The sequence below is a fragment of the uncultured Eubacterium sp. genome, assembly GCF_934525195.1.
GTDB lineage: Bacteria > Bacillota > Clostridia > Oscillospirales > Acutalibacteraceae > Eubacterium_R.
The window spans coordinates 40590-64641 of record NZ_CAKSZA010000003.1; the positions used below are offsets into that span (position 1 = coordinate 40590).

The following is a 24052-nucleotide window of genomic DNA, read 5'->3' on the forward strand; positions in this document are numbered from 1 at the left end:
ACCATAAACTACGATTAATGGACGCAGAGTGTGTCCATTAATTTTTTTGAAAGATGAAAAGAGATATGAACAAAAGACCCGAAATTTTAGCACCTGCGGGAAGTATGGAAAGCTTGATTGCTGCCGTTAGGTGCGGAGCAAACGCCGTTTACCTCGGCACAAAAGGAATAAATGCAAGACGAGGCGCAACTAACTTCACCTTTGAAGAACTGAAGCAGGCGGTGGAATACTGCCACGCAAGGGAGGTCAAGATTTACCTTGCGCTCAACATCCTCATTTCAGACAGCGAGAGGGAGCTTGCATACAAAACCGTTGAAGCAGGCTTGTCGCTCGGAGTTGACGCATTCATCATCCAAGACCTCGGACTTGCAAAAATTATACACAATCATTTTCCGACAGCAAGATTGCACGCTTCAACCCAATGCAGCGTCAATTCGCCGAAGGGTTTTAAGGCTCTTGAAAAAATGGGCTTTGTTCGTGCTGTTTTGCCGAGAGAAATGAGCCTTGACGAAATAAAGGAAATCCGACAGGCAACCGATATGGAACTCGAAATGTTTGTGCACGGCGCACTTTGTATGTGCGTGAGCGGTCAATGCTATTTGTCGGCAATGCTCGGCGGGCGTTCGGGCAACCGTGGACTTTGCGCACAACCTTGCAGGCTCGGTTTCAGCGCCGATGCAAGCAGAAGCTGTGACTTGTCGCTAAAGGATTTGAGCCTCATCAAAAGCATAAACGAAATTGTGCAGGCAGGAGTTGTCAGCCTGAAAATCGAGGGCAGAATGAAGCGTCCCGAATATGTTGCGGCTGCTGTCACTTCTTGCAAAAAGGCGATTGACGGCGAATACACCGCCTCTGACGAAAACACGCTGAAATCCGTATTTTCCCGAACAGGATTTACGGACGGATATTTCACGGGCGAGCGCAAGGATATGTTCGGCACTCGTCAAAAAGAGGATGTTGTGGCGGCAAAAGATGTGCTCAAAGAATTATCGCACCTTTACGACAACGAAAATCCGCTTGTGCCGATTGACATTGAGTTTATCTGCAAGGCGAACCGCAAAGCGGAACTGACGGCAAGGGCACTCGGCAAGGAAGCGACCGTTGTGGGCACCGTGCCCGAAACGGCTATCAACAAGCCGATGACCGAAGAAACCGTTACATCAAGGCTTGCAAAGTTCGGCAACACACAATTTTATCTGAACAACATCACGGTTGACCTTGATGACGGATTGATTTTGCCGGCAAGCGTAATCAATTCTATGCGCAGAGAAGCGGTTGAAATGCTTGACAAAGTTGAAATTCAGCCGTTTACACAAATGCCGTACAAGGCAGACCGCTATGCGGAAAAGAACTGCACACCGTACTACACGGCAAGATTTTTGAATCCCGACAGTATTCCCGACAAGCATCCGTTCAAGAGGATATTCATCCCGATTTGGAGCAAGGATGAAGATTTTGTGGACAACCGTGCAGGGGTTGAAATTCCGAGAGGACTTTTCGGTATGGAAGAAAAGCTCACAAAAAGGCTTGAACATCTGAAAAAAATTGGTGTCAGAAAAGCGCTTTGCTCAAACCTCGGTGCATATTCGCTTGCCCAAAAAATGGGATTTGAGGTTTACGGCGACTTTGGACTGAACATATTTAACAGCGAGTGTGCACAACTTTTCAACTCTCCGATTTTGTCATTTGAGGCAACTCTGGAACAGGCAAACCGAATCGGTGCAAAGGACACGGGAATTATCGGCTACGGTTATTTACCGCTTATGCTCACACGAAACTGCCCGATTAAAAATCACCTCGGCTGTTCCCGTTGCACAGGCAAGCTCACCGACCGTAAAGGATTTGAGTTCAAGGTGAAGTGTTCGCCTTATCCGTGCGTTGAGGTGCTCAACCCTGTTCCTGTTTATATGGGTGACAGACAAAAGGAAATCAAAACCGACTTCATTCATTTTTACTTCACCGACGAGAGCAAAAATCAGGTGGAGCAAATCATCAATTTGTTCAAAACAGGCGGTCAGTTTGACGGCAAATACACACGAGGCTTGACATACAGAGGGGTAGAATAATGATAATTTTGGCATCACAAAGCCCAAGACGGCAGGAATTGCTCAAACTCATAACAAACAATTTTGAAATAAAGGTCAGCAATGTTGACGAAAGTTTGCCAAGCGGAATTTCTCCGAAAAATGCAGTTTTGTATCTGTCAAAAATCAAGGCGGAACCGTTCAAAAACGACAGCGACATCATCATCGGTGCAGACACGGTTGTTGCGCTTGACGGCAAAATCCTCGGCAAGCCGAAAAACGACGAAAACGCAAGGGAAATGCTCAAATTTTTGTCGGGCAAGGCTCACAGCGTGTTTACGGGCGTGACCGTAATCAAGGGCGACATCGCAAAGAGTTTTGCCGTTGAAACAAAGGTGAAATTTTTTGATTTGACCGATGAAGAAATAGACGAATACATCAAAACGGGAGAATCTGCCGACAAGGCGGGAGCGTACGGAATTCAGGGCTACGGCTCTCTGCTTGTCGAGAAAATCGACGGCGACTACTTCAACGTTGTCGGACTGCCCGTAAGCAGGCTCGCAAGGGAGCTTTTGGCAATAAAATAACAATCTTTTCTGTGTAGAAACAACAGATTTATTGTTGAAATTTCTCCATTTTTATGTTATAGTATAAACAGATAGTGTGCCCATAAAACGGTACAAAACAGAAAGGAGACCGTAAGAAATTATGGCGGCGGATTTACATTGTCATACAAAGCTGAGCGACGGCTCGGTTGGCATTGAAGATTTAATAGTTATCGCACAAAAAAGCGGAATTGATACATTAGCCATCACCGACCATGACTGCCTTGCAGGTGTTGTCAGAGGTCAGGTAATCGGCAAAAGATACGGCGTCAACATCATTTCAGGTGTTGAAATCAGTGCATTTGATGAAATAGCAGGCAAAAAGGTTCACATCATATCATACCTTGCAGACGCACCGGACAGACTTGAGCGAATTTGCAAAAAGACTTCCGTTGCACGCAAAAGGGCAGGTCAGATTATGATGCTTAAAGTTGCGGCAAGATTTCCTGTTACAAGCGAGTTCATCATCAGTCACGCAAGCGGTTCAACCAACCTTTACAAGCAACACATTATGCACGCACTTATGGATGCAGGCTACACCGACGAAATTTTTGGAGATTTGTATTATCAACTGTTTGACACGGGAAGCGAAAACAATGTTCTTGCTCCAACCAAGTACCCATCCGTTAAAGAGGTTATTGACGAAATTCACGGTGCGGGCGGTATTGCCGTGCTTGCTCATCCGGGCAAGTTCAACAATCGTGACGAAATCGAAGACTATATTGAACTCGGACTTGACGGCGTTGAGGTTTGGTCTCCTGAAAACAGCGACGAATTGACAGAAGAACTTATCGCACTTTGCAAAAAGAAGAAACTTTTGCAAACAGGAGGTTCGGACTTCCACGGAACATACGGCAGACAATCGGTTACGGTTGGTGCATATTCAACTCCGCAGGAGCACCTCGACAAGCTTATGAGCTACAAATCTCGCAAAAAGAGTGCGGCTCGCCGTGCCGAAAAAAAGGCAGCAGCCGAAAAAGCGGCACTCGAAGCAGAACAGAATAAATAAAAACAAACGCAATGAATTTTAAAATCAAAGTTCACTGCGTTTTTGTTTTGGTCAAGGGCAACCTTGACTTTTATTTTTCGCTTTTGCACAAATCCTTTTTATAAAGAATTGCATAATCCTTTGCGTTTATTATTCCGTCGGAATTTACATCAAACTTGCGGTTTTCATCGGTTGCAGGCTCGTTGTAATAATTCATAAACGGTTCTTTTTCTGTTGCGTCGCATCTTGAACATTCAAGCACAATGTCGTGATTTTCGATATGGCACGGAGCAAAATCATGTCCGAGAGGAGCTATGCTCTCTTTATACGAATTTTCACAACCTATGCAAGAATAAACATTGTAGCCGCTTTCCGCACAGGTCGGCTCGATTGTTGAAGTGATTTCATAAATATGATTTGTACAAGTAAACTTTGCATAAACATCATATTTTACATATCTGTAACGGCTTTCGTCACTGCTGCTTTCAGACGTACGAAGCTTTGTGCCGAGATAATATCTCTTGCCTGCCTCTATGTTATATGTAATCTTAAAATTAAAATCACCGTTGCTGAAATTATCGCCATAAGCAAGTGCAGAAGGTATCAATTCCTCAATTTTTTCGCCATACACATAATTTTCGGAATCGAACAAAAAGCCCACATTGTTCTTTTCACCGGTTGAATAAAACTGCAATTCTCCGTCCGTAGGCGAAACAAACGACCAAAGTTGAACCTCGTTTGTTTTGTTATAAATAGATGCAGTTGCGTGCATATCCTGCAAAGGTGTCTCAAACGGAACCTGATTTTTGAAGCAATACTTCTGCGCAGCGCTTTGGCTTGAACAATAAGCAACAAAGCCTTTTGTGAGTCGCATATTTTCATTATATCCAAAAGCATAATCACCGACTGACTCAACGCTGTCAGGCACATTGATTTCCGTAAGATTGCTTATACCCGCAAAAGCTGCTGTGCCGATGCGCTTCACGCTGCTCGGAAGCTCAACGCTCTCAACATATTTGAACTGAGCAAACGAATAGTCGCCTACAGAAGAAACTCCGTTGCTTATCACAACATGTCTTGTTTCGTCCTTATACTTATTCCAAGGTCGTTTTGAACTTAACTCAGACTCGATATAATCGTCCATATCGCCGCTGCCCTTGATTGTGAGAACGGCAGTTTCCGCTTCGTATTGATATGAAATTGTATTTGCAAATGCTGTAAAACTAATGCTGAGAATACCGGACATAATCACTGCAACAGCCAGAATGACACATATTAACCTTTTGTTTTTCATAATTCACATCCGTAAAATATCTAAATCTAAAACGTTAACAAGAACGCCTGCAACGATTATACTCATTGCAGGCGAAAAAATCAAGACTTTTTATTAATTTATTGTTTATAATCCTTATAAATAATTGCAAAGTCCTTTGCGTTTACAACACCGTCATTATTCACGTCGGCATCAGGATTATAGTTTTCATCACCCTTGAAGCAATTATACGTGTCCATAAAATTGAACTTCAAAGTCTTTTTGTTGCACTTTGTACACTTGAGGTCGATATCGCCTGTTTTGGAATCGATGCTGCCAACGATGTTGTGGTCATCTGCCCAAACAATATAGATATCCTTATCGCTCTTAACGTTTTTGCAGTCTTCCGACCAAGAAACAAATTTTTTACAGGTTGTTGCGTCCGGCACAGCAGGTGCAGTAGCGTCACCGCCTGATTTTACAAGAACGTAGCTGAGTCTTTCGCTCTTCGTTTCGTCAAGATAGAAATTGACCTGATACAAATTTCTGATGACAACGGTGTTGACCGTCATCAATTCGCAATTTGAATTGCCCGTGTTGTATCTGTAAACAAAGCCGTCTTGAGCTTCCTCATTTGGGTCAACAAGTTTGCCCGAAATGTTGATAAGTTCATCTGTTACAAATTCGCCGTTTGAATATGCAAGAACTCTCTCCTCGCCGTCCTCGTTTTGAACAACCGTGTCGAGGCTTGTTGAAATGATTCTTGAAGAATCGGCAAATGTTTTCGGAATCGAAATCTTGCCTTCGTTTACCGTTGCAGGAAGTTCAATCCATTGATTTCCGATTGAATCGGATGATGTTTTTTCAAGAGCGGTGTTTGACGAAAGGTCGAGTTCCGCAAGATGATTCTTTGTGCAATAGATTTCCTGAAGTTTTGTGTTTGCACTCAAATCAAGTTCGGAAAGTTCATTTTGAACTATGCTGAGAATTGTAAGCTCAGAATTTTTCTTCAAATCAATGCTTTTGATGGCGTTGATATCTGCTCTTAAAACCTGAAGCTGCGGACATCCCGAAACATCAAGGCTTGTGATGCTGTTGTTGATACAGTTCAAGCTGACCAAATTCGGGAGAGAACCCACTTTGATTTCCGAAAGTTCGTTACCCATAACAGAAACCGTGTTGAGCTGCAAGTTTTTGCTGAGGTCAAGTGTTTTCAATCCATATGAATCACAATAGATTTTTTCAAGATTATAAAACTTATCAATTCCTGTGAGGTCAACAATTTTTTCGTCATCACCCAAATAAGCATTTGGCATAAGCAATTTTACACGTTTAAGCTCTTCTTCTGAAAAATAGCCATCGCCATTTGAGTCATACACATCAGAAACAAAATCGCGAAACGTTTTGTCAGGAAAGTTTTGCTCATTGATGGCAACCAAGCCCTCGGCAAACGCCACACTGCCTATTGAAAGGCAGGTGGCTAATGTGAGCAAAGCCAAAACAGAGGCTATACTCTTTTTTATATATAATTTTAACATATTTAGTATACCTCTTATCTTTTAATCACAACAGGAATTTTAACCGACGCTGTTGAGCCGTCTGCATTTGTTACAGTACAAATAATATTTGAATTGATTACACTTCCGGTAGAGGCGGCAAGTTTACCTCTATAAGTAAGATTAACAACACCGTTTTCATCAACTGTGACATGTTCCGGATTTGTTGACTTCCATTCAACCTTTACAGGAGCTGCTGCACCAATGTCATCAACGCCGTAAGAAAGAGTGAACGGTTTAAAATCTGTGAGTCCTGCCTTGTATCCCGACTTTGTTACAGATTCAACCTTTTGACCGTCAAGAGTCATATAGATTGAAGTGATGTAAATAAGTTTGTTAACAATAGTGATATTGTAGGTGTATGTTGTTTCTCTGTCGTAATCATCAACAACTCTTGCATTGATTGTGATTGTTGCGGTTTCGGCAGACTTTGTGAGAAGAATGTTGTCTTTCTTGTCGCTAATCTCGGCAGTAACATTGTTTTCGTTTTCTGTTACAAGCTCAAACGTCTTGTACATATCGCCTGCAATAGCAACAGAAATATTAAGCTTATCTGCTATTGACTCATAAGTCATTCCGTTTGAAAGAGCCTTGCCGTCTGCTGTCATAGTTACAACAGGAAGAACAAACTTGTGGAATTCAAGATCGCTGATAGTTGTTTGAAGCTTTGTGCAAGCTGCGTCAATGTCTTCTTGTGAAGCATCAGGATTGTTAAATACACTTTCTGCTGCTGCCAAATCATCTTGAAGCATCATACCGTATTTATATTCATAATCCTGATAATTGATTGCTCTTGCTTTTAGGATTGCTTCTTCAAGTGCCGAAGTGTCCCAAGTTGTTTGAACTTGAACTTCTCCGACAAGACCGCCGTCAACAGTTGTAACCTTGATTGTTGTCTTGCCTTGTGACTTGAAGGTAACAAGTCCGTCTGCATTGACAGTTGCAATGTCGGTGTTCATTGACTCATACAAGCAATCCGTTACGGAAGCAGGAATATCCTTAATTGAGGAATCGCTTGCCAAAACAGGAGTAATCTGCTTTTGCTTGTTTGGAGCACCGTAGATGTTTGCATTTTCAAACGAAATGCTCTTTACGGCATTTCTCACAAATGAAACATATACGCTGTTTGAATAACTGTCGCCGTATGCATTTGTTACTGTTGCAGTAATCTTTGCACATCCCGGAAGCAGGCTTGAATTTGTTACAAGACCGTTTTCGTTGACAGTGATTGCAGAATTTGACGAAGTCCACTTGATTGATTTGAACATACCGTTTTCAGGAACAAGCTTTGTTCCGAAATTGATAGATGCTCCGTTGAGCGATGTTTCTTTATATCTTACAAATCCAGGGTTAACCTCGGATATTGCGTTTTGTGAATCATTGAGGAAAATGTTAATGCCGATTGCAGGAATGTAGCCTGAAAGGTTGCCATATGCTTCGTTAAGCTTGCGAAGTGCCTCGTTAACCTCGGACTGATTTGCCTTGCCGTCGTTAATCATCTCCTTGCAGATGTTAACCTGCTCAATCAATGCATTTCGTGATTCCTCTGTATATTGGTCGGTATCCTTAGTATCTTCAATAATCTTTTCGTATTCCTTAACCTTTTGTGCAAGTTCGCTGAAATCGGTTGTAACACGAACAACTACCTTTTGAGTATATCCGCCGTCAAGAGTTTTAACAATGATATTACATTCACCTGCATTTACAGGAGTAACAACACCGTCCTTAGAAACCTTTGCGATTTCTTCATTGTCGGAAGCAAATACTACGTCTTTAATATAGCCTGTGCCTGTGCCCTTTGTTGTGAAATTGAGCTGATAAGGCTCCGAAGTGCCCTTGAGATTAAGTTCAAGAGGTGAAACATTGAGTTCCGTACAAACAACGTCTGCCATTGTTATCCAAATTTCACGCTCGGTTGTCTTGCCGTAGTGGTCGGTATAAACAGCCCTTACTTTTGCCCAAGCATTTGACGACATCGAATCAGGCTTGAGAGTCAGAGTCTCACCTGCCGACTCAGTGTTCATACCTGATACTTTATCAATCATCCAAGAAAAAGACTTGTACATTGAACCCGGTGTTCCTGTGGATGCCGTGAGAACAACGCTGTTTCGTGAATTGTTGCTCTCGTATGTTTTTGAGAGGTCAACAGAAACTGCATTATATGAGCCAACCGTACCGTTTGCAACCTTTGATGACGGCTTGCCTGTAACGGTAAGCTTATATGTTTCGTATTTTACATCGATTGCTTCAACCGAAATATACGGATGCGCTGCAAGAGCTTCGCCTGCTGTTGTGAGTGAAACAGTCGCATCATCAATGGCTTCCTGACTCATTGTCTTGTCATTAAGAACGTCGAGAGCATGCTCATAAGCGCTCTTGAATGCCATACCGTATTCATATTCGTATTGAGTATAATCAACGTTTTCGTATTTTTGGATAGCTTCTTTAAGAGCTGTTCTGTCGCCCTCGGTTGAAACCTTACATTCGGAATAAATACCGCCGTCATATGATACGCAACGAACAACTGTTGAACCTGCGCTTACAAAGGTAATAACGCCTGTCTTTTTGTCGATTGTTGCAATATTTTCGTCATCCGACTCCCAATAATAATCCTGGATGTCGGCAGCATTGATGTGAAGTGCCGAAGAACCGACCGGCTCAATAGTTGCGAAAATTTGTTTTTGCTCACCGATAGAGCCTGTGATGTTATCATCTGACAAGCGAATACCTGTAACCGGATTCTTTGAGAACGATACCCAAACGGTGTCGTAGAATTCCACGCCGAACGCGTCTGTTACAACGCACTTGATTTCGCCATAGCACGGCTTATTTGCTGTTGGTGAGCATACACCGTCAGACGAAACAGAAATATCCTGAGTTGACGAGAACCACTCTGCTTTTTGATATGTAGCATTGTTCGGATAAATTCTAACCTTGAGGTCAAGCCTTGCCCTTGTGTAGTTCCAACCGCCTGTGAGGAGGTTAAGGTCGTATTGATAAAATTCCTTAGTCTGCTCACCGTCGAGATAAAGTTCAACTCTCTTGATGTCTACATATTTTTTGAGGTTCTTGTGCGCAGTGTCGAGTTTTTCATACTGTGCGTCAACTTCTTCCTGTGAAAAGCCCTTGTTTGCAATCATATATTCTGCTTTTTCTTTTTCTGCAACATATGGTGCCCAAGTTTCAGGATAGTAGTTCTTTTCATCAAGAACAAGGCTGTCGAGCTGATTCAACAAAAGTTTGAGTTTGTCGTAGTTTGTGGTTACTGTAATTTTACATTCTGCCGTAAATCCGCCGTCGGCTGTTGTTGCAACAACTCTTGCGTTGCCTCCGTAAAGGAATGATACCACGCCTTCTTCGTCAACCGTACATACTTTTTCGTTTGTTGAACGCCAAGTAACAGCTCCGACAGAAGCTTCGGACTTGTTGATTACACTCTTTGGACTAACAAGTGCTTCAAGCTTTTTGGTTTCGCCGATTTTTGCCTCGGTGATTTCGTTAGGCTTGATTTCAACGCCGATTGCCTTTGTTCTTGCAAACGCAACGTGAACAATGTCAATTACCTTAGTTCCGCTGTAATCCGTTACAGAACAGGTGATGTCTGCTGCGCAAGCCTTGTTTTCTGACGGACGGCAAATACCGTTTTCGTCAACTGTAACAGAATCGTTTGATGAGCTCCACTCTGCCTTTGAATACATTGCGCCCTTTGGGTTAACCTTGTAATCAAAGTCATAGCTGTAATTCTTATAATTCTTTGTTGCACCAACCTGAATTGTGACATACTTGCTGTCAAGTGCCACACCGTTTGTGCCCTTGATTTGAAGGTCTGTGATGCTTACAAATCCGCCAATCTTTGTGAATGCCGCAAGAAGATTTGCAGCTGTTGTGTCAACAACATTTTGTGATGCCATATCTTCTTCATAAAGCACGATATATGCAAGACTGAGTTTTCTGCAATAGTCTTTATAATAATCTTTATTAAACTTTGTTTTGAGAACTACTGTCTTTTCACAAAGATTTACAAGCTCGCTGAGTGTTTGCTTGTCAGGTCTTACGGTTACCTTCTTTTTGTCGATATACGCACCGTCGGCAGATACGCAATAAAGGAATGCTGTGCCGACATCGTGAGCTGTAAGAACAGCGTCCGAATTATCATTGCCCTTGTTTTCAACCGTGAAGACTTCTTCATCGGTAGAATACCAGTTTGCATCATAGCAAGCATATGCCGAACTTTCCAAAGTGCCGTCAAAGGTCATTGTGTGAGTTGCCTCACCTGTTTTGCCGTTGATGAGATTGATTGATTCCTCGTTAATCTTATTTCCTGTTGCGTAGTTTCTTGTGATACAAACAGTGATTACATTTGACAATACCTCGCCGTCTGCCGAAACTGCATAAACATCGAATTTTTGAGTTGTTTCGTGACTCGGCTTAACGGTGATTTCGTTTGTATGAGTATCTTCCGAAATCTTTTGGTCAAAATTGGAATTGTTTACAACCCACTTTACATTTTGATAGGTTGCGTTTTCAGGATAAACCTTTGCTGTTACGGCTGTGCCTCTGCCGTTGTAAGCATTGCCGAGTCCGATTTTTTCGGTGCAATAATAGTAATCTTTACCGTTGATAGTTACGGTTTTGTTTTTGCCGATTGACGGATTGCCAAGACCGAGCGCCTTTGTAACGCTGATGTCAATCTTTTCAACCGGAACGCCTGTTTCCACCTCTTTAACGGCGATATATGAACTGATTTCGTAGAAGCTTCCGTCAGAAATACTGTATCCTGTTTTTACTTCAAGTGCAATTTTGCACTTGCCGCCGTTGAGTGGAGTGAAATGACCCTTGCTGTCAATCTTGCCGACATTGTGCGGGTCTACCGCTTCATTTTCGTCATCTGCCCAAATATATGTAGGGTTGCCATCCTCGTCCTCAGGACCTACCATACCCCACTTGATATAAAGATTGTCGCCCTCCGCTACACGCTTTGGATAAACAGTATAGCCGAAGTTTTCCGTTTCCTCAATGCCGACAAGGCTCTTGCCCTTGATGTCTGCCTTTGAGATGTACTTACCTGTTTTACCTGTTACGGTAATCTTCAGAGTTTTGTCAACATTGTTTGTTGTTGAAGTTGCGTGAATAACAACGCTCTGTGATGAAAGCGAACCGAGAGAACCGCCTGCATCAAGACCTGTTACAATACCTGTTTCTCTGTCAACACAAGCAATGCTTGGATTTTCCGATGTCCACACGATATCCGACGGGTCGCCGACAGCCGGGTCGATATTTGTCGGAGCAAGCTGAATTTGCTGACCTTCCTTAACCGAGTTAAGTCCCTCGATGTCAAAGTTTTTAATCGGCTGTGACGGAACAACCGTAAAATCGATTGTGTCATTGTATGCAAACTGCAAGCAAAGGTTTGCAATGAGCTTTACTGCTGTTGCCGTGAGCTGAACAGGGTCGGCAGCATCACCGACAATGTCGGAAATTGCAAAACAAGCGTCCAAAATTGCCGCAAGTACATTTCGGTTAATATCAAGACCGATGTACTTGATGATGATATCGGCTGCCTTTTGAGAGTCGATAGTGCCTGTGTGTTGAAGTTCATAAAAATAATTGATGAACTTGAGCAAGCCCTGAATAACGTCATCCGAGTCAGGAGAAACCATAATGGTTGCAGTGCCTACGTTTTTGAACTTAACAAGACCGCTGTCGTCAACCGTTGCGACAACCTTGCCCTGTGACAATATTGATGATGATTTTACGGAATATACTGTGCCAAAATGAAGTCTTTGCGGTGTTGTGATTGCGTGGAGCTGAACCTGTCCGCCCTTTGCAACAGTGTCCGGAATTTGTGACTTGTTTGTGATGTGCGTGCCGTTTGGCAAGAAAGCAGCGTACCATTCCTCGCACTTTTTTACAACAATCTTGATAACATCCTCTGCCTGTTTTTCGCCGTCCTTATTGTAAAGTACGCAGTGAACATTTGAGTTAACCTTATCAAGATATTCACGAAGTGAGTCGATAAGCTCGCCCTTGTAAGATTCAATCTGCTCTGCAATCCAAGAATTTGAGCCGAGTGTATCCTCAAGAATTTTGACTATTTCATCTGTGTCCATCGAGTCGATATCAACATATTCATTGAAAAATGCCTTTTCAAGAAGTGCGCCGAGAGGTTTGCCCAAAAGCGGAATAGTCTTTACCTCGTTGTCAATCCAAAGGTGGATTACAGCACCCTTTGAGGAGTCGAATGCTTTTACCTTACCTGTTTGGTCAACGTCTGCAAGTGCCGGTGCTTCCGAAAACCACTTGACGTAACCGTTGTCAGGAAATGACGAGTCAATCAATTTGTAAGTGAATTGTCGTTCGTCACCCTCTGTCATATAAACAACATACTCTGTTACACCATCCTCTTGATAGCTTGGAATAACCGTGTCTGTTGCGCCGTCAAAAATTTGAAGGTCATATTGTCCCTCTACGCCATCGCCTGCAAATGCACTCACTGCAGGTAACGTAGCCGTAATCGAAATTACCACAGCAAGGAATATGCTGATGGCTTTTTTAACAAAAGTCCTTTTCATAAATTTTTCCTCCATTAATTTACTCCGTAAGAATCTTTATTATATATTTTTATATAAATAAGGTCTTATGTATATTATAAACCGATTATAATTTTTCGTCAACATTTACTATATCGGCATAAATTACAAACTTTTTTTGTATAGTTTGTGCATTAACACGACGCAAAGTTTACTAATTGTATAAAAAATAAGCCTCCTCTTGAAGTAAGAGGAGGTGCTGAATGCAACGAAGCGGAGGGGTTTTACTTACCGAAATTAACCCCTCAGTCGTGCAAGCACGACAGCTTTACTGCGTAGACGCCCCCTTTTGTCTGCGTTGCAGACATTTCCCCCGATTAACGGGGGAATTACCTTGCAACAAGGGGAGCCTAATCGGTAAATTTACGACTCAAAATACATATCCAAATTTTTGGAGGTTATGTCGCTGATCATACCGATGAGCGACTTTTCGCCGGAGTCGAGTTCAACAATTTTTCGCCTGTCGAGAACAATCAATTGCTTGCCGCTTTTTGTGCGGAGCGAGTAGGTTGCACGCAAAACTTTTTTGTCGTTTTCCATATCGGATTCGATTGCGTGACGGGCAACTTCCACCTCACGGGGAACAATCAATTTTGTCAAATCGCCGCCGAAATCCTCAAAAAATTCGGCTCTGGAATAGCCAATGAGTTTTAGGAAATCGCTGCTTGCAACGGTTAGCAAAAACGGCTCGTCATACGAAGTTGAAAACATCGGACCCGGAACACTTTTGAGCACTTTGAGAAGCATCTCTTTCTGCGTTTCAGCCTCTTTTTCAGCGGCTTTCAGCGCAGTTATATCGGTGAGCACAGCGTGAAAAATCGGGCACTTATCCTTTTTGTCGTAGCGCTGAATATCCGAATTGAACTTGACCCACATATACTCATCCTTGTGGGTGATTATGCGAAGCTCCATATCAATCGGTTTTTTGGTTGCCATTGCACCGCCGATTGCGGTGAGGGCACGGCTCTTGTCATCGGGATGAACAAGGTCGCTGATTCGGTAACTGTCCCTCGACACAGCCTGCTTGGTTGTGCCGAAGAATTTGCAACACGCCTCGTTTGCATAAAGCACTTCAAAACGCATATCGGAATTGACCTTGAACAAGCAAACACCGCCCGTTACAAAATCGATGAGATGGTTCATGGTTTTTGCCTTTTCACGAAGTTGCTTGCTCTTTTTTTCGGACTTGCCGACATCGGCAAAAGTGATTTGGCACAGCGAACTGTCCTCATTATTCTTGGCAGTAGCGTGAACAAAATTATACTTAGAGGAATTATCCTTAAGGTACAAGTCAAAATACACATAAGGTGAATCTTTCTTGCAAATCTTAGTCATCACATCTTCTCTGTCCTGCGGAACAAGTATGTCGAGGAGCGACAGTTTGCCCTGCTTAATCTTGGAATAGTGAATGCCGACGAATTCGCAAAAATGACTGTCTGCATCAACGACCTCAAAGTCCTTCTTTTTATCAACAACGCAAGAGAGGAATTCAACCTCAAATGCGAGTTCATCAGTATTGTCTAACATTATAAATGGATACACTCCGTTGTTAATAGTCATAGTCCTTAAACTATATTTTGATTATAGCACACCTATGACAAAAAAGAAACAATGTTCACAATTTTTTAACTATAAGTTAGGAATAAATTATAAAATCGGCATAAAAAGGGACTAATTGTAAAAAAGGGGTGAAAAATCGTTGTAATCGACTATTAAATATGATAAAATATTATACACTAAATATTTATATAAATAGGAGCAAGTTTATGAGCAAGGTTTATCGAGTATTCGCAGAGAAGAAAAAAGGTAACGACATTGAGGCTGTTCATATGTTGAACGACCTAAAAAACAATGTTGGCATAACCGGACTTGAAGAAGTGCGCATCATCAACAGATATGACGCAGAGGGTTTGTCTGAGGAAAGCTTCAAAGCAGCCGTTAAGGGTGTTTTCAGCGAAGCTAACCTCGACGATGTTTATTATGAGGAAATCACATTTTCACCTGAATGGAAAGTGTTTGCAACCGAATTTCTCCCGGGTCAATACGACCAAAGAGCGGACAGTGCGGCACAGTGCATTCAGCTTCTCACAGTGGGTGAGCGTCCAACCGTTACTTCGGCAAAGGTTATCGCAGTTAAGGGCGACATCACAGATGCCGAGTTCGACAAAATCAAGGCATATGTAATCAACCCTGTTGAATCAAGACTTGCATCTATGGACAAGCCTGAAACACTCGACATCAAGAGTGATGTTCCGGCTGATATCGTTCGCATAAACGGTTTCATCAATATGACCGATGAAGAAATTGCAAAATACCACGCATCAATGGGCTTTGCAATGAGCATTGCGGATTTGTGCTGGGTTCGTGATTATTTCAAGAATGACGAAAACCGTGACCCGTCACTCACAGAACTTAAAGTTATTGACACATATTGGTCTGACCATTGCCGTCACACCACATTTGCCACCCAGCTTGACGAAATCAAGATTGACGAGGGCAAATATTCAAAGGCTATCGAAGAAGCTCTTGAGCAATATTTTGAACTCCGCAAAGAAGTTTACGGCGACAGAAAAGACAAGATTGTTTGCCTTATGGATATGGCTTGCCTCGGCACAAAGGTACTCAAAAAGAGAGGCATTGTCACCAACCTTGACGAAAGCGAGGAAATCAACGCTTGCTCCATTAACGTTGATGTTGAAATTGACGGCAAAGTTGAACCGTGGCTTGTTCAGTTCAAAAACGAAACTCACAACCACCCAACAGAAATTGAACCGTTCGGCGGTGCTGCAACCTGCCTCGGCGGTGCAATCCGTGACCCACTTTCAGGCAGAGCATATGTTTATCAGGCAATGAGAGTTACCGGTGCAGGCGACCCGACAACACCGTTTGAAAAAACTCTTGATGCAAAACTTCCGCAGGCAAAAATCACCACAGGTGCGGCACAGGGTTATTCATCATACGGCAACCAAATCGGTCTTGCAACAGGTCAGGTAACAGAGCTTTATGACGAGGGCTATGTTGCAAAGCGTATGGAAATCGGCGCTGTTATCGGTGCATCACCAAAAGAAAATGTTATCCGTGAAGTTCCGCAAAACGAGGATGTAATCATTCTCCTCGGCGGTCGCACAGGTCGTGACGGCTGTGGCGGTGCAACAGGTTCATCAAAAGCACACGACAGTTCATCAATCGAAACCTGCGGTGCGGAAGTTCAAAAGGGTAACCCACCTACAGAAAGAAAAATTCAGCGTTTGTTCCGCAACAGCGAAGTATCAAAGATGATTAAGCGTTGCAACGACTTCGGTGCAGGCGGTGTTTGCGTTGCTATCGGCGAACTTGCAGACGGCTTGCAAATTGACCTTGACGCTGTTCCAAAGAAATATGAGGGTCTTGACGGCACAGAGCTTGCCATCTCCGAATCACAGGAGAGAATGGCAGTTGTTGTTGACAAGGCAGACGCAGAAAAGTTCATTGCACTTTCTAATGAAGAAAACCTTGAAGCAACAATCGTTGCAAAGGTTACGGACAACAACAGACTTGAAATGACTTGGAGAGGCGACAAGATTGTTGACCTCAGCCGTGACTTCCTCAACACAAACGGTGTTGTTCAGCACGCAAATGCCGAAATCGCAAGCATTGACAATGTTTCGTACCGTGACGAAGTTCCGTCGGAACTTCAAAATATGAGCAACGCAGAGGCACTCAAAGCAAACCTTTCAAGACTTGAAGTTGCAAGCCAAAAGGGACTTGTTGAGAGATTTGACGCATCAATCGGCGCAAGCACCGTTCTTATGCCTTATGCAGGCAAATATCAGCTCACACCCGAAGAAGCAATGGTTGCAAAAATTCCGCTTCTTGAGGGCGAAACCGACACGGCAACAGTTATGTCTTACGGCTTTGTGCCAAAGATTTCACGCTGGTCACCGTTCCATTCGGCAGCTTTCGCTGTTACGGAATCACTTGCAAAACTTGCGGCAGTAGGTTGCAATCCGAAAGACGCAAGACTTACATTCCAAGAATATTTTGAAAAACTCGGCAACGAGCCAAAGCGTTGGGGCAAGCCGACAGCGGCACTTTTGGGTGCACTTTCCGCTCAAATCGGCTACAACACTCCGTCAATCGGCGGTAAGGACTCAATGAGCGGCAGTTTCAACGACCTTGATGTTCCTCCGACCCTTGTTTCATTTGCAGTCGGAATCAGCAAGGCAAGCGAAACCGCATCTGCACAGTTCAAGCAGAACGGCTCAACCGTTAAACTTGTTAAACTTCCTATTGACGAAGCAACAGGACTTCCAAAATACAACGAAGCTCTCGACCTTATGATCGCTGTTGCAGAGGGAATCAAGAACGGCACAGTTCTTTCGGCAAGCGTAGTCAGAGAGGGTGGCTCGGCAAGTGCTGTTTGCAGAATGGCATTCGGCAACAAGACAGGCTTCACCTTTGCTCAAAACCTTGACAGCAAGGATTTGTTTGCACCGCTTCAGGGCAGTTTTGTGCTTGAACTTGCAGACGAAAACGCATTTGACGGCGTTGTTTTGGGTACTACAAACGATAACAGCGTATTCATCATTGACGGCACGGTTTACACCTGTGACGACCTCATTGAAGCGTGGGCAGGCAAACTTGAAAAGGTGTTCCCAACCGATTCCGGCAAACAGGCAAAAATGTACGAAGATGTGCCTCTTTACAAGGAGCGTTCAATCTTTGTTGCAAAGAACAAAATTGCAAAGCCGAGAGTATTCATTCCTGCATTCCCGGGCACAAACTGCGAGGTTGACTCTGCCCGTGCATTTGAAAAAGCAGGCGCAGATGTTTCCGTTCTTGTTGTAAACAACCTTTCATCATCAGCCATCAACGAAACAATCGACAAAATGGCTGAAGAAATCGAAAAGAGCCAAATCATTATGCTTCCGGGCGGTTTCTCCGGCGGTGACGAGCCTGAAGGTTCGGGCAAGTTCATTGCAACAACATTCCGCAATCCGAAAATCAGCGAGGCTGTTCAAAGACTTCTCAACTGTCGTGACGGTTTGATGCTCGGTATCTGCAACGGCTTCCAGGCACTCATCAAGCTCGGTCTTGTTCCGTACGGCGAAATCAAGACAATCAACGAGGACGACCCGACTCTTACATTCAACACAATCGGCAGACACATTTCTTCTATGGCATACACAAGAGTTACAAGCGTTAAGTCACCTTGGCTCTCAAGCGTAAATGCAGGCGATATGTTTGCAGTGCCTATCAGCCACGGCGAGGGCAGATTTGTTGCAAACGAAAATGTGATGAAGAAACTTATCGAAAACGGCCAGATTGCAACTCAGTATGTTAACCTTGACGGCGAAGTTGTTGCCGATATGCCGTTCAACCCTAACGGCTCTGTTTGCGCAGTTGAGGGTATCACATCACCTGACGGTCGTGTACTCGGCAAGATGGGTCACTGTGAGCGTAAGGGCGACAATCTCTACAAGAATGTTCCGTTTAAAAAGGATATGCTTCTCTTTGAAAGCGGTGTAAAATACTTTAAGTAATCGGCAGGTACAATATGAGTGATTCAAAGCACAGACATCACCATCATCATTCCGAGGAGCACAGGCGTGAGGTTTCAAACCGTCTTGCCCGTGCCATCGGTCACTTGCAAAAGGTCAAGCAAATGGTTGACGATGACGAGGATTGCAGTGATGTGCTGATTCAGTTGGCAGCGGTCAAATCCGCAATAAACAACACCGGCAAGGTGATACTGAAAGACCATATGGAACACTGCATTGTTCACGCTGTTGAGGACGGCGACACGGATATGATTGCCGAACTCAACGCTGCGATTGACAAATTTATGAAATAAAGGAGAAGCTATGCCTACTTTAGCACTCAGCCCAATGCTTATATTGGAAATTACAATCGCCTTTTCGTTTGTAATCACATCAATATTTATGTTCAAACCAAAGGGCAACGAAACCGTGCACATCATATTCTTTTGGCTTGCGGTTGCACTCAATGTGCTTGTAACATTCATCAGTGCCACCTCTCTGCCCGACAACTATATGCGTGAGGTCATCATTGCTTGGTGCGGACTGATAATTTCCGCTGTCGGCATAGTCATCCGCATTGCCAAGGGCAAAACAAGTGCTGTCGCAAACATCCTTGTTATGCTCTCCACAGTTTACGGCGTGCTCGGATACTTTTTGTTAGCGTAAAATTTTGATATAACACAAATACGGCTCCCCTAATGGTTAGGGGAGCTGTCGTACTTTAGTACGACTGAGGGGTTATCATATAAAACCCCACCGCTTCGTTGCACTCAGCACCTCCCCTTGCTTCAAGGGGAGGCAAAAAATAAGGCTCCCCTAACCATTAGGGGAGCCGTTTAATTATATATTATTTTTTATATATTCTATATACCTATTTATAATGTCAATGTCGGTGAGGTCATAGACCATTCGTGCGCCGACAGTGTCCTCAAATTCGTTGAACACCGCTTTGCCGTGATTGAACACAAAATCAACGCCGTAATAGTGTGCACCGAGCGGAGTGGCATAATCAATGATTTTTTGCACCAATTCTCGTTCTTCGGTTGACAAATCATACAGTTCCGCCCTGCCGCCGAGGCAATAATTTGAGCGAAAATCGGTATCCGACACACGCAAAATCGAGGTGACGATTTCTCCGCCGAGCACCCACACTCGCAAATCTCGACCCAGGTCGGAAGCAGGTTTTTGGCACACCTGATTTTCATCGTATTCCTCTGCGCTGTGGCACATCACAACACCGTTTCCGCCGTGAGAATTCTTCGGTTTTTTCACAAAAGGAGGGGTTGAATACCTTATCGGCATAATCTCAATTCCACATTTTTGCACAAAATCATAGCTTGCCTGTTTGTCGTTTGCAAGACGGGTAAATTCCGCACCGTTAAAGACCTTTGCCCCCATTTTGCTGTAATAATTTGCAACCGCAAAATCATTGCTTCGGTTGATGACAACATCCGCCCGCACCCTCTCTGTCGGGTCAACAAGATCTGCGCCAAGCTGTTCCTCAAATTTTTTCACAACAAAAGAATTACGTTGCGCTTCTTCGAGTGAATAAACCAAAATCGTTTTCATATCTGCTTAATTCTCTCTGATATCTCGTCAAAAATCAACGGTGCAACATCCACGCCCGTTGCGTTCATAATGTTGATTATATGGGCATTTGAATTGACCTCGCACACCGCACCGTTTGGCAAAATATCAACTCCGCCAAAAGTCAATCCAAGTTCTTTGCACACTGCAACCGCCGTGGCAATTTCGCTGTCGGTCGGGGTGTATTTCTCGGCAACACCGCCGTTTGTGATGTTTGAACGAAAGTCGTTTTTGTTGCTTCGCTTCATACTCGCAACCACCCTGTCGCCCACAACTTCGAGCCTTACATCCGAATTGTTGCACTCAACATATTCCTGCAAAAGAAACGGCTTGCCGTTGATGCAATTCATCACCTCGTCAACCGTTCGGCACAAATGCACCTGCTCACCGAACGAACCGCAACGCTCCTTAAAAACAACGGGAAATCCGAGTTTTTCCACCGCTTTGCCGACAAACTGTGAATAATCCACGGCAAAAAACGAAAGCGGTGCAATGATTGTTTTCGGCTGGCTGAATTTATTTTCAAGGGCAAGGTAGGTTTTCGCCTTGTCATCGCAAATTTCGATTGAGCGTGACGAATTAAAAACAGGAACGCCCCTGTTTTCAAAAGCCTTTGCAAGAATTGTGTCCTTGTCCCAAAAAAGCACAAAATCAGGTTTTTCGTCCAAAAAAACCGCATTTTCGTTGGTCACAATCTCCAAATCTACACCTTTTAATTTAGCTGTTTTCAACAAATGCTCGTGCAGTTCGTTGTACTTTCCGCCGTGCAAATAGTGATTAACTACCAAAAAGCCGTGCATTGCCTCGCCCCTTTTCTACATATTGTCTTAAATATTGTATCATTCTCACTTGAAAACTTCAACAAAATATTGTACAATAATAACCTATGGTAATTTTATTATAGAATAACTATCTAAAATTATAGGAGTGTAGTAATGACAGAGTATAAGTTGAAATACGGATGCAACCCAAACCAAAATCCGGCAAGAATTCATATGGACGGCAAAGAGCTTCCGTTCACCGTTCTTAACGGTGCGGCAGGTTACATCAATTTGCTTGACGCTTTCAATTCGTGGCAACTTGTCAGAGAATTAAAAGAAGCAACGGGACTTCCGAGTGCCGCAAGCTTCAAGCATGTTTCTCCGGCAGGCGCAGCAGTTGCACAGCCACTTGACGAAGCAGACAGAAAGGTTTGTATGGTTCCCGACGGTCTTGAGCTTTCTCCGATTGCACAGGCTTATGTCAGAGCAAGAAGCACAGACAGACAATCATCATTCGGCGATTTTGTTGCTCTTTCCGACGAGTGTGACGAATCCGTTGCACAGTTTCTTATGAAAGAGGTGTCGGACGGTATCATTGCTCCGTCATACAGCGAAAAAGCACTTGAGCTTCTCAAATCAAAGCGCAGAGGCAACTTCCTCATCATCCAAATGGACAGCGATTATGTTCCTGAGGAGATGGAAACAAAGCAGGTTTTCGGCATTAAGTTTGAGCAAAAGCGCAACAATGCAAAAATCACTATGAGCCTTTTTGACGATATGCCTACAAAGGTTAAGGAAATTCCCGAAATCGCAAAAATCGACTTGCTCATTTCTATGATTACACTCAAATATACTCAGTCAAATTCTGTTGTTTACGCACAGGGCGGTCAAACCCTCGGTGTCGGTGCAGGTCAGCAGAGCAGAATTCTCTGCACAAGAATGGCAGGCTCAAAGGCAGATATGCTTTGGCTCAGAAGAAACGAGAAAGTTCTCAATCTTCCGTTTATTGACGGCATCAGAAAGTGCGATGCAGACAACGCTATTGACCTTTATATTTCGGACGATTACGAGGAACTCCTCAAAGACGGCGTTTGGGAGAGATACTTCACAGTTAAGCCTGAACCGTTCACAGCAGAAGAAAAAGCCGCATGGCACGAAAAGATGGACAATGTTGCACTCGGTTCGGACGCATTCTTCCCGTTTGAGGACAATATCGAGCGTGCCGTTAAGTCGGGCGTTAAGTACATTGCACAGCCGGGCGGTTCGGTCAGAGATGAGAATGTTATCGAATGTTGCGACAAGTACGGCATCGCAATGGCAATGACAGGAATTCGTTTGTTCCATCACTAATTATATTCATCAAACCTATTTAGCCTCCACTTATTGTAAGGGGTGCGGGTCTCCTGTGGAGACCTCTGCATTTTTAATGCAGAAGCACCGACCGAACCGGTAGGTGAGACGGTGGCAACACGAAGTGTTGACGGTAGGGTTAAACAACCAATATAAATTTATATAAAAATCACCAATTTATCACTAAGGAGAATAAAAATGGTACGAGCAATAGTAGGCGCCAACTGGGGCGACGAAGGCAAGGGTAAAATCACAGATATGTTTGCTGAAAAGAGCGACATCGTTATTCGCTTTCAAGGCGGTGCAAACGCAGGTCACACCATCATCAACGAACACGGCAGATTTGCACTTCACTTGATGCCGTCAGGTGTGTGCTATGACCACACAACCTGCATCATCGGCAACGGTGTTGCACTCGACATCAACAAGTTTATTTCTGAACTTGAGGATATCAAAAAGGCAGGACTTAATCCAAAGCTTCTTGTAAGCGACAGAGCACAAATCCTTATGCCATATCACATTTTACTTGACACATACGAGGAAGAAAGACTCGGCAAAAACGCATTCGGTTCAACAAAGAGTGGTATTGCGCCTTTCTTCTCAGACAAATATTCAAAAATCGGCATTCAGGTTAACGAGCTTTTCGATGACGAAACTCTCAAAGCAAAGCTTAAGAACATCTGCACACTCAAGAACCTTACTCTTGAGCATGTTTACCACAAACCGCTTCTCAACGAAGAAGAACTTTACAACACCTGTGTTGAGTACAGAGAAAAGATTGCACCATATGTTTGCGACACTCACAAGTACATTGCACAGGCACTCAAAGACGGCAAAAACATCTTGCTTGAAGGTCAGCTCGGCACTCTCAAAGACCCTGACTTCGGCATTTATCCAATGGTTACTTCATCATCAACACTTGCAGGCTACGGCTGTGTAGGTGCAGGCATTCCGCCTCACGAGGTTAAGGACATTGTTGTTGTAACAAAGGCATATTCTTCTGCAGTCGGCGCAGGTGAATTTGTTTCTGAAATTTTCGGTGACGAGGCTCAGGAACTCCGTATCCACGGCGGCGACAAGGGCGAATTCGGCGCAACAACAGGCAGACCGAGAAGAGTCGGTTGGTTCGACTGCGTTGCTTCTCGCTACGGCATTGAATGTCAGGGCGCAACTCAAGTTGCTATGACTGCTCTCGACTGCCTCTCATATCTTGAAGAAATCAAGGTTTGCGTCGGCTACGATATTGACGGCGAAATCACAAAGGATTTCCCGACAACTCCTGTCCTCAAAAAGGCAAAGCCTGTCTTCAAAACACTCAAAGGCTGGCACTGCGACATCAGAGGCATCAAGGACTTCAACAAGCTTCCAAAGGAAGCACAGGACTATGTTCTCTTTATTGAAAACGAACTCGGCCATAAGATTAATATGGTTTCAAACGGCCCTGAAAGAGAAGCAATCATCTACAGAGACTAAAATTAAATATTTCGTAGGGGCGAACTGTGTTCGCCTCAGACTGTCGATAAAGTTCCTGAAACACGCCAAAATATAATTAACCGAATTATGCCTCCTCTTATTTATAAGGGGAGGTGGCAACACGAAGTGTTGACGGTGGGGTTTTAAAATGCTGTAAGTTTGATACTTACAGCATTTTTTGGCGTTTTTCGTTTTTTGCTCAGTCGAGGTATTTATATACATCTTCCCTCGCAAGAAAACGAAATTCAGAACCTTTCTCAACAGCCTGTTATCCATCAAAAACACTTTTCCTATAATAAAATAATACTTTTCCAATAATAAATTGTTGTTGAAATAATGTATCTTAA

At 43.6% G+C, this 24052-nt stretch carries 14 protein-coding genes; 8 read left to right on the forward strand and 6 right to left on the reverse strand.

Annotated elements, in window-relative coordinates:
- The first annotated feature begins 65 nt into the window (after positions 1 to 65).
- The 3 genes from Q0E03_RS03805 to Q0E03_RS03815 all read left to right on the forward strand — a co-directional run bounded on the left by Q0E03_RS03805 (position 66) and on the right by Q0E03_RS03815 (position 3638).
- On the forward strand, positions 66 to 2066 hold the full coding sequence (locus Q0E03_RS03805) for a U32 family peptidase (RefSeq protein ID WP_297129685.1): 2001 nt from the start codon (positions 66 to 68) through the stop codon (positions 2064 to 2066).
- Entirely contained in the window at positions 2066 to 2611 is a 546-nt protein-coding gene (locus Q0E03_RS03810) for a nucleoside triphosphate pyrophosphatase (protein ID WP_367270224.1), read from the forward strand. Before Q0E03_RS03805 ends, Q0E03_RS03810 begins: the two co-directional genes overlap by 1 nt.
- Before the next feature lie 121 nt (positions 2612 to 2732).
- On the forward strand, positions 2733 to 3638 hold the full coding sequence (locus Q0E03_RS03815) for a PHP domain-containing protein (RefSeq protein ID WP_297129686.1): 906 nt from the start codon (positions 2733 to 2735) through the stop codon (positions 3636 to 3638).
- A gap of 70 nt (positions 3639 to 3708) precedes the next feature.
- Here the strand turns inward: Q0E03_RS03815 and Q0E03_RS03820 are convergent, their stop codons facing one another.
- The 4 genes from Q0E03_RS03820 to Q0E03_RS03835 form a co-directional block, all read right to left on the reverse strand.
- Entirely contained in the window at positions 3709 to 4911 is a 1203-nt protein-coding gene (locus Q0E03_RS03820; protein WP_297129687.1) for a leucine-rich repeat domain-containing protein, read from the reverse strand.
- A 98-nt stretch (positions 4912 to 5009) separates the two neighbouring features.
- Positions 5010 to 6407: a hypothetical protein gene (locus Q0E03_RS03825; RefSeq protein ID WP_297129688.1), complete on the reverse strand. Its 1398-nt coding sequence runs from the start codon at positions 6405 to 6407 to the stop codon at positions 5010 to 5012.
- Between the two features lie 14 nt (positions 6408 to 6421).
- A complete protein-coding gene (locus Q0E03_RS03830; RefSeq protein WP_297129689.1) occupies positions 6422 to 12997 on the reverse strand; it encodes an Ig-like domain-containing protein in 6576 nt (2191 codons plus the stop codon).
- A 381-nt stretch (positions 12998 to 13378) separates the two neighbouring features.
- Positions 13379 to 14542 (reverse strand): PAS domain-containing protein, encoded by a 1164-nt coding sequence (locus Q0E03_RS03835; protein WP_297129690.1) that lies wholly within the window; start codon positions 14540 to 14542, stop codon positions 13379 to 13381.
- A gap of 239 nt (positions 14543 to 14781) precedes the next feature.
- On the opposite strand from Q0E03_RS03835, the gene Q0E03_RS03840 reads away from it, so the two are divergent.
- From Q0E03_RS03840 to Q0E03_RS03850, 3 genes are read left to right on the forward strand one after another with little or no spacing between them, the layout of a single operon-like run.
- Complete coding sequence (locus tag Q0E03_RS03840; protein WP_297129691.1) at positions 14782 to 18537, forward strand: phosphoribosylformylglycinamidine synthase; 3756 nt, start codon at positions 14782 to 14784, stop codon at positions 18535 to 18537.
- Positions 18538 to 18551: 14 nt separating this feature from the next.
- Complete coding sequence (locus Q0E03_RS03845) at positions 18552 to 18848, forward strand: metal-sensing transcriptional repressor (protein WP_297129692.1); 297 nt, start codon at positions 18552 to 18554, stop codon at positions 18846 to 18848.
- Between the two features lie 10 nt (positions 18849 to 18858).
- Positions 18859 to 19200 carry a hypothetical protein gene (locus tag Q0E03_RS03850; RefSeq protein ID WP_297129693.1) on the forward strand — a complete coding sequence of 114 codons (342 nt, stop codon included), beginning with the start codon at positions 18859 to 18861 and terminating at the stop codon, positions 19198 to 19200.
- Between the two features lie 174 nt (positions 19201 to 19374).
- Here the strand turns inward: Q0E03_RS03850 and Q0E03_RS03855 are convergent, their stop codons facing one another.
- Both Q0E03_RS03855 and Q0E03_RS03860 read right to left on the reverse strand, forming a co-directional pair.
- Positions 19375 to 20103 carry a RimK family alpha-L-glutamate ligase gene (locus tag Q0E03_RS03855; RefSeq protein WP_297129694.1) on the reverse strand — a complete coding sequence of 243 codons (729 nt, stop codon included), beginning with the start codon at positions 20101 to 20103 and terminating at the stop codon, positions 19375 to 19377.
- Positions 20100 to 20921, reverse strand: coding sequence for a RimK family alpha-L-glutamate ligase (locus tag Q0E03_RS03860; protein ID WP_297129695.1), 822 nt, complete (start codon positions 20919 to 20921; stop codon positions 20100 to 20102). Before Q0E03_RS03860 ends, Q0E03_RS03855 begins: the two co-directional genes overlap by 4 nt.
- 135 nt (positions 20922 to 21056) lie before the next feature.
- Between Q0E03_RS03860 and Q0E03_RS03865 the strand changes: the two genes are divergently transcribed.
- The gene (locus tag Q0E03_RS03865; RefSeq protein ID WP_288528377.1) at positions 21057 to 22232 is read left to right on the forward strand and encodes a phosphoribosylaminoimidazolecarboxamide formyltransferase; all 1176 of its coding nucleotides are present in this window, start codon (positions 21057 to 21059) and stop codon (positions 22230 to 22232) included.
- 198 nt (positions 22233 to 22430) lie between these two features.
- Positions 22431 to 23705: an adenylosuccinate synthase gene (locus Q0E03_RS03870; protein WP_297129696.1), complete on the forward strand. Its 1275-nt coding sequence runs from the start codon at positions 22431 to 22433 to the stop codon at positions 23703 to 23705.
- The last annotated feature ends 347 nt before the right edge of the window (positions 23706 to 24052 follow it).

What these genes read in the sequence shown, in the direction of transcription:
- Q0E03_RS03805 (WP_297129685.1), top strand. Translation starts at nt 66, where the DNA reads ATGAACAAAAGACCCGAAATTTTAGCACCTGCGGGAAGTATGGAAAGC.
- Q0E03_RS03850 (WP_297129693.1), top strand. Translation starts at nt 18,859, where the DNA reads ATGCCTACTTTAGCACTCAGCCCAATGCTTATATTGGAAATTACAATC.
- Q0E03_RS03870 (WP_297129696.1), top strand. Translation starts at nt 22,431, where the DNA reads ATGGTACGAGCAATAGTAGGCGCCAACTGGGGCGACGAAGGCAAGGGT.
- Q0E03_RS03820 (WP_297129687.1), bottom strand. Translation starts at nt 4,911, where the DNA reads ATGAAAAACAAAAGGTTAATATGTGTCATTCTGGCTGTTGCAGTGATT.
- Q0E03_RS03825 (WP_297129688.1), bottom strand. Translation starts at nt 6,407, where the DNA reads ATGTTAAAATTATATATAAAAAAGAGTATAGCCTCTGTTTTGGCTTTG.
- Q0E03_RS03845 (WP_297129692.1), top strand. Translation starts at nt 18,552, where the DNA reads ATGAGTGATTCAAAGCACAGACATCACCATCATCATTCCGAGGAGCAC.
- Q0E03_RS03815 (WP_297129686.1), top strand. Translation starts at nt 2,733, where the DNA reads ATGGCGGCGGATTTACATTGTCATACAAAGCTGAGCGACGGCTCGGTT.
- Q0E03_RS03835 (WP_297129690.1), bottom strand. Translation starts at nt 14,542, where the DNA reads ATGTTAGACAATACTGATGAACTCGCATTTGAGGTTGAATTCCTCTCT.
- Q0E03_RS03865 (WP_288528377.1), top strand. Translation starts at nt 21,057, where the DNA reads ATGACAGAGTATAAGTTGAAATACGGATGCAACCCAAACCAAAATCCG.
- Q0E03_RS03860 (WP_297129695.1), bottom strand. Translation starts at nt 20,921, where the DNA reads ATGCACGGCTTTTTGGTAGTTAATCACTATTTGCACGGCGGAAAGTAC.
- Q0E03_RS03830 (WP_297129689.1), bottom strand. Translation starts at nt 12,997, where the DNA reads ATGAAAAGGACTTTTGTTAAAAAAGCCATCAGCATATTCCTTGCTGTG.
- Q0E03_RS03855 (WP_297129694.1), bottom strand. Translation starts at nt 20,103, where the DNA reads ATGAAAACGATTTTGGTTTATTCACTCGAAGAAGCGCAACGTAATTCT.
- Q0E03_RS03840 (WP_297129691.1), top strand. Translation starts at nt 14,782, where the DNA reads ATGAGCAAGGTTTATCGAGTATTCGCAGAGAAGAAAAAAGGTAACGAC.
- Q0E03_RS03810 (WP_367270224.1), top strand. Translation starts at nt 2,066, where the DNA reads ATGATAATTTTGGCATCACAAAGCCCAAGACGGCAGGAATTGCTCAAA.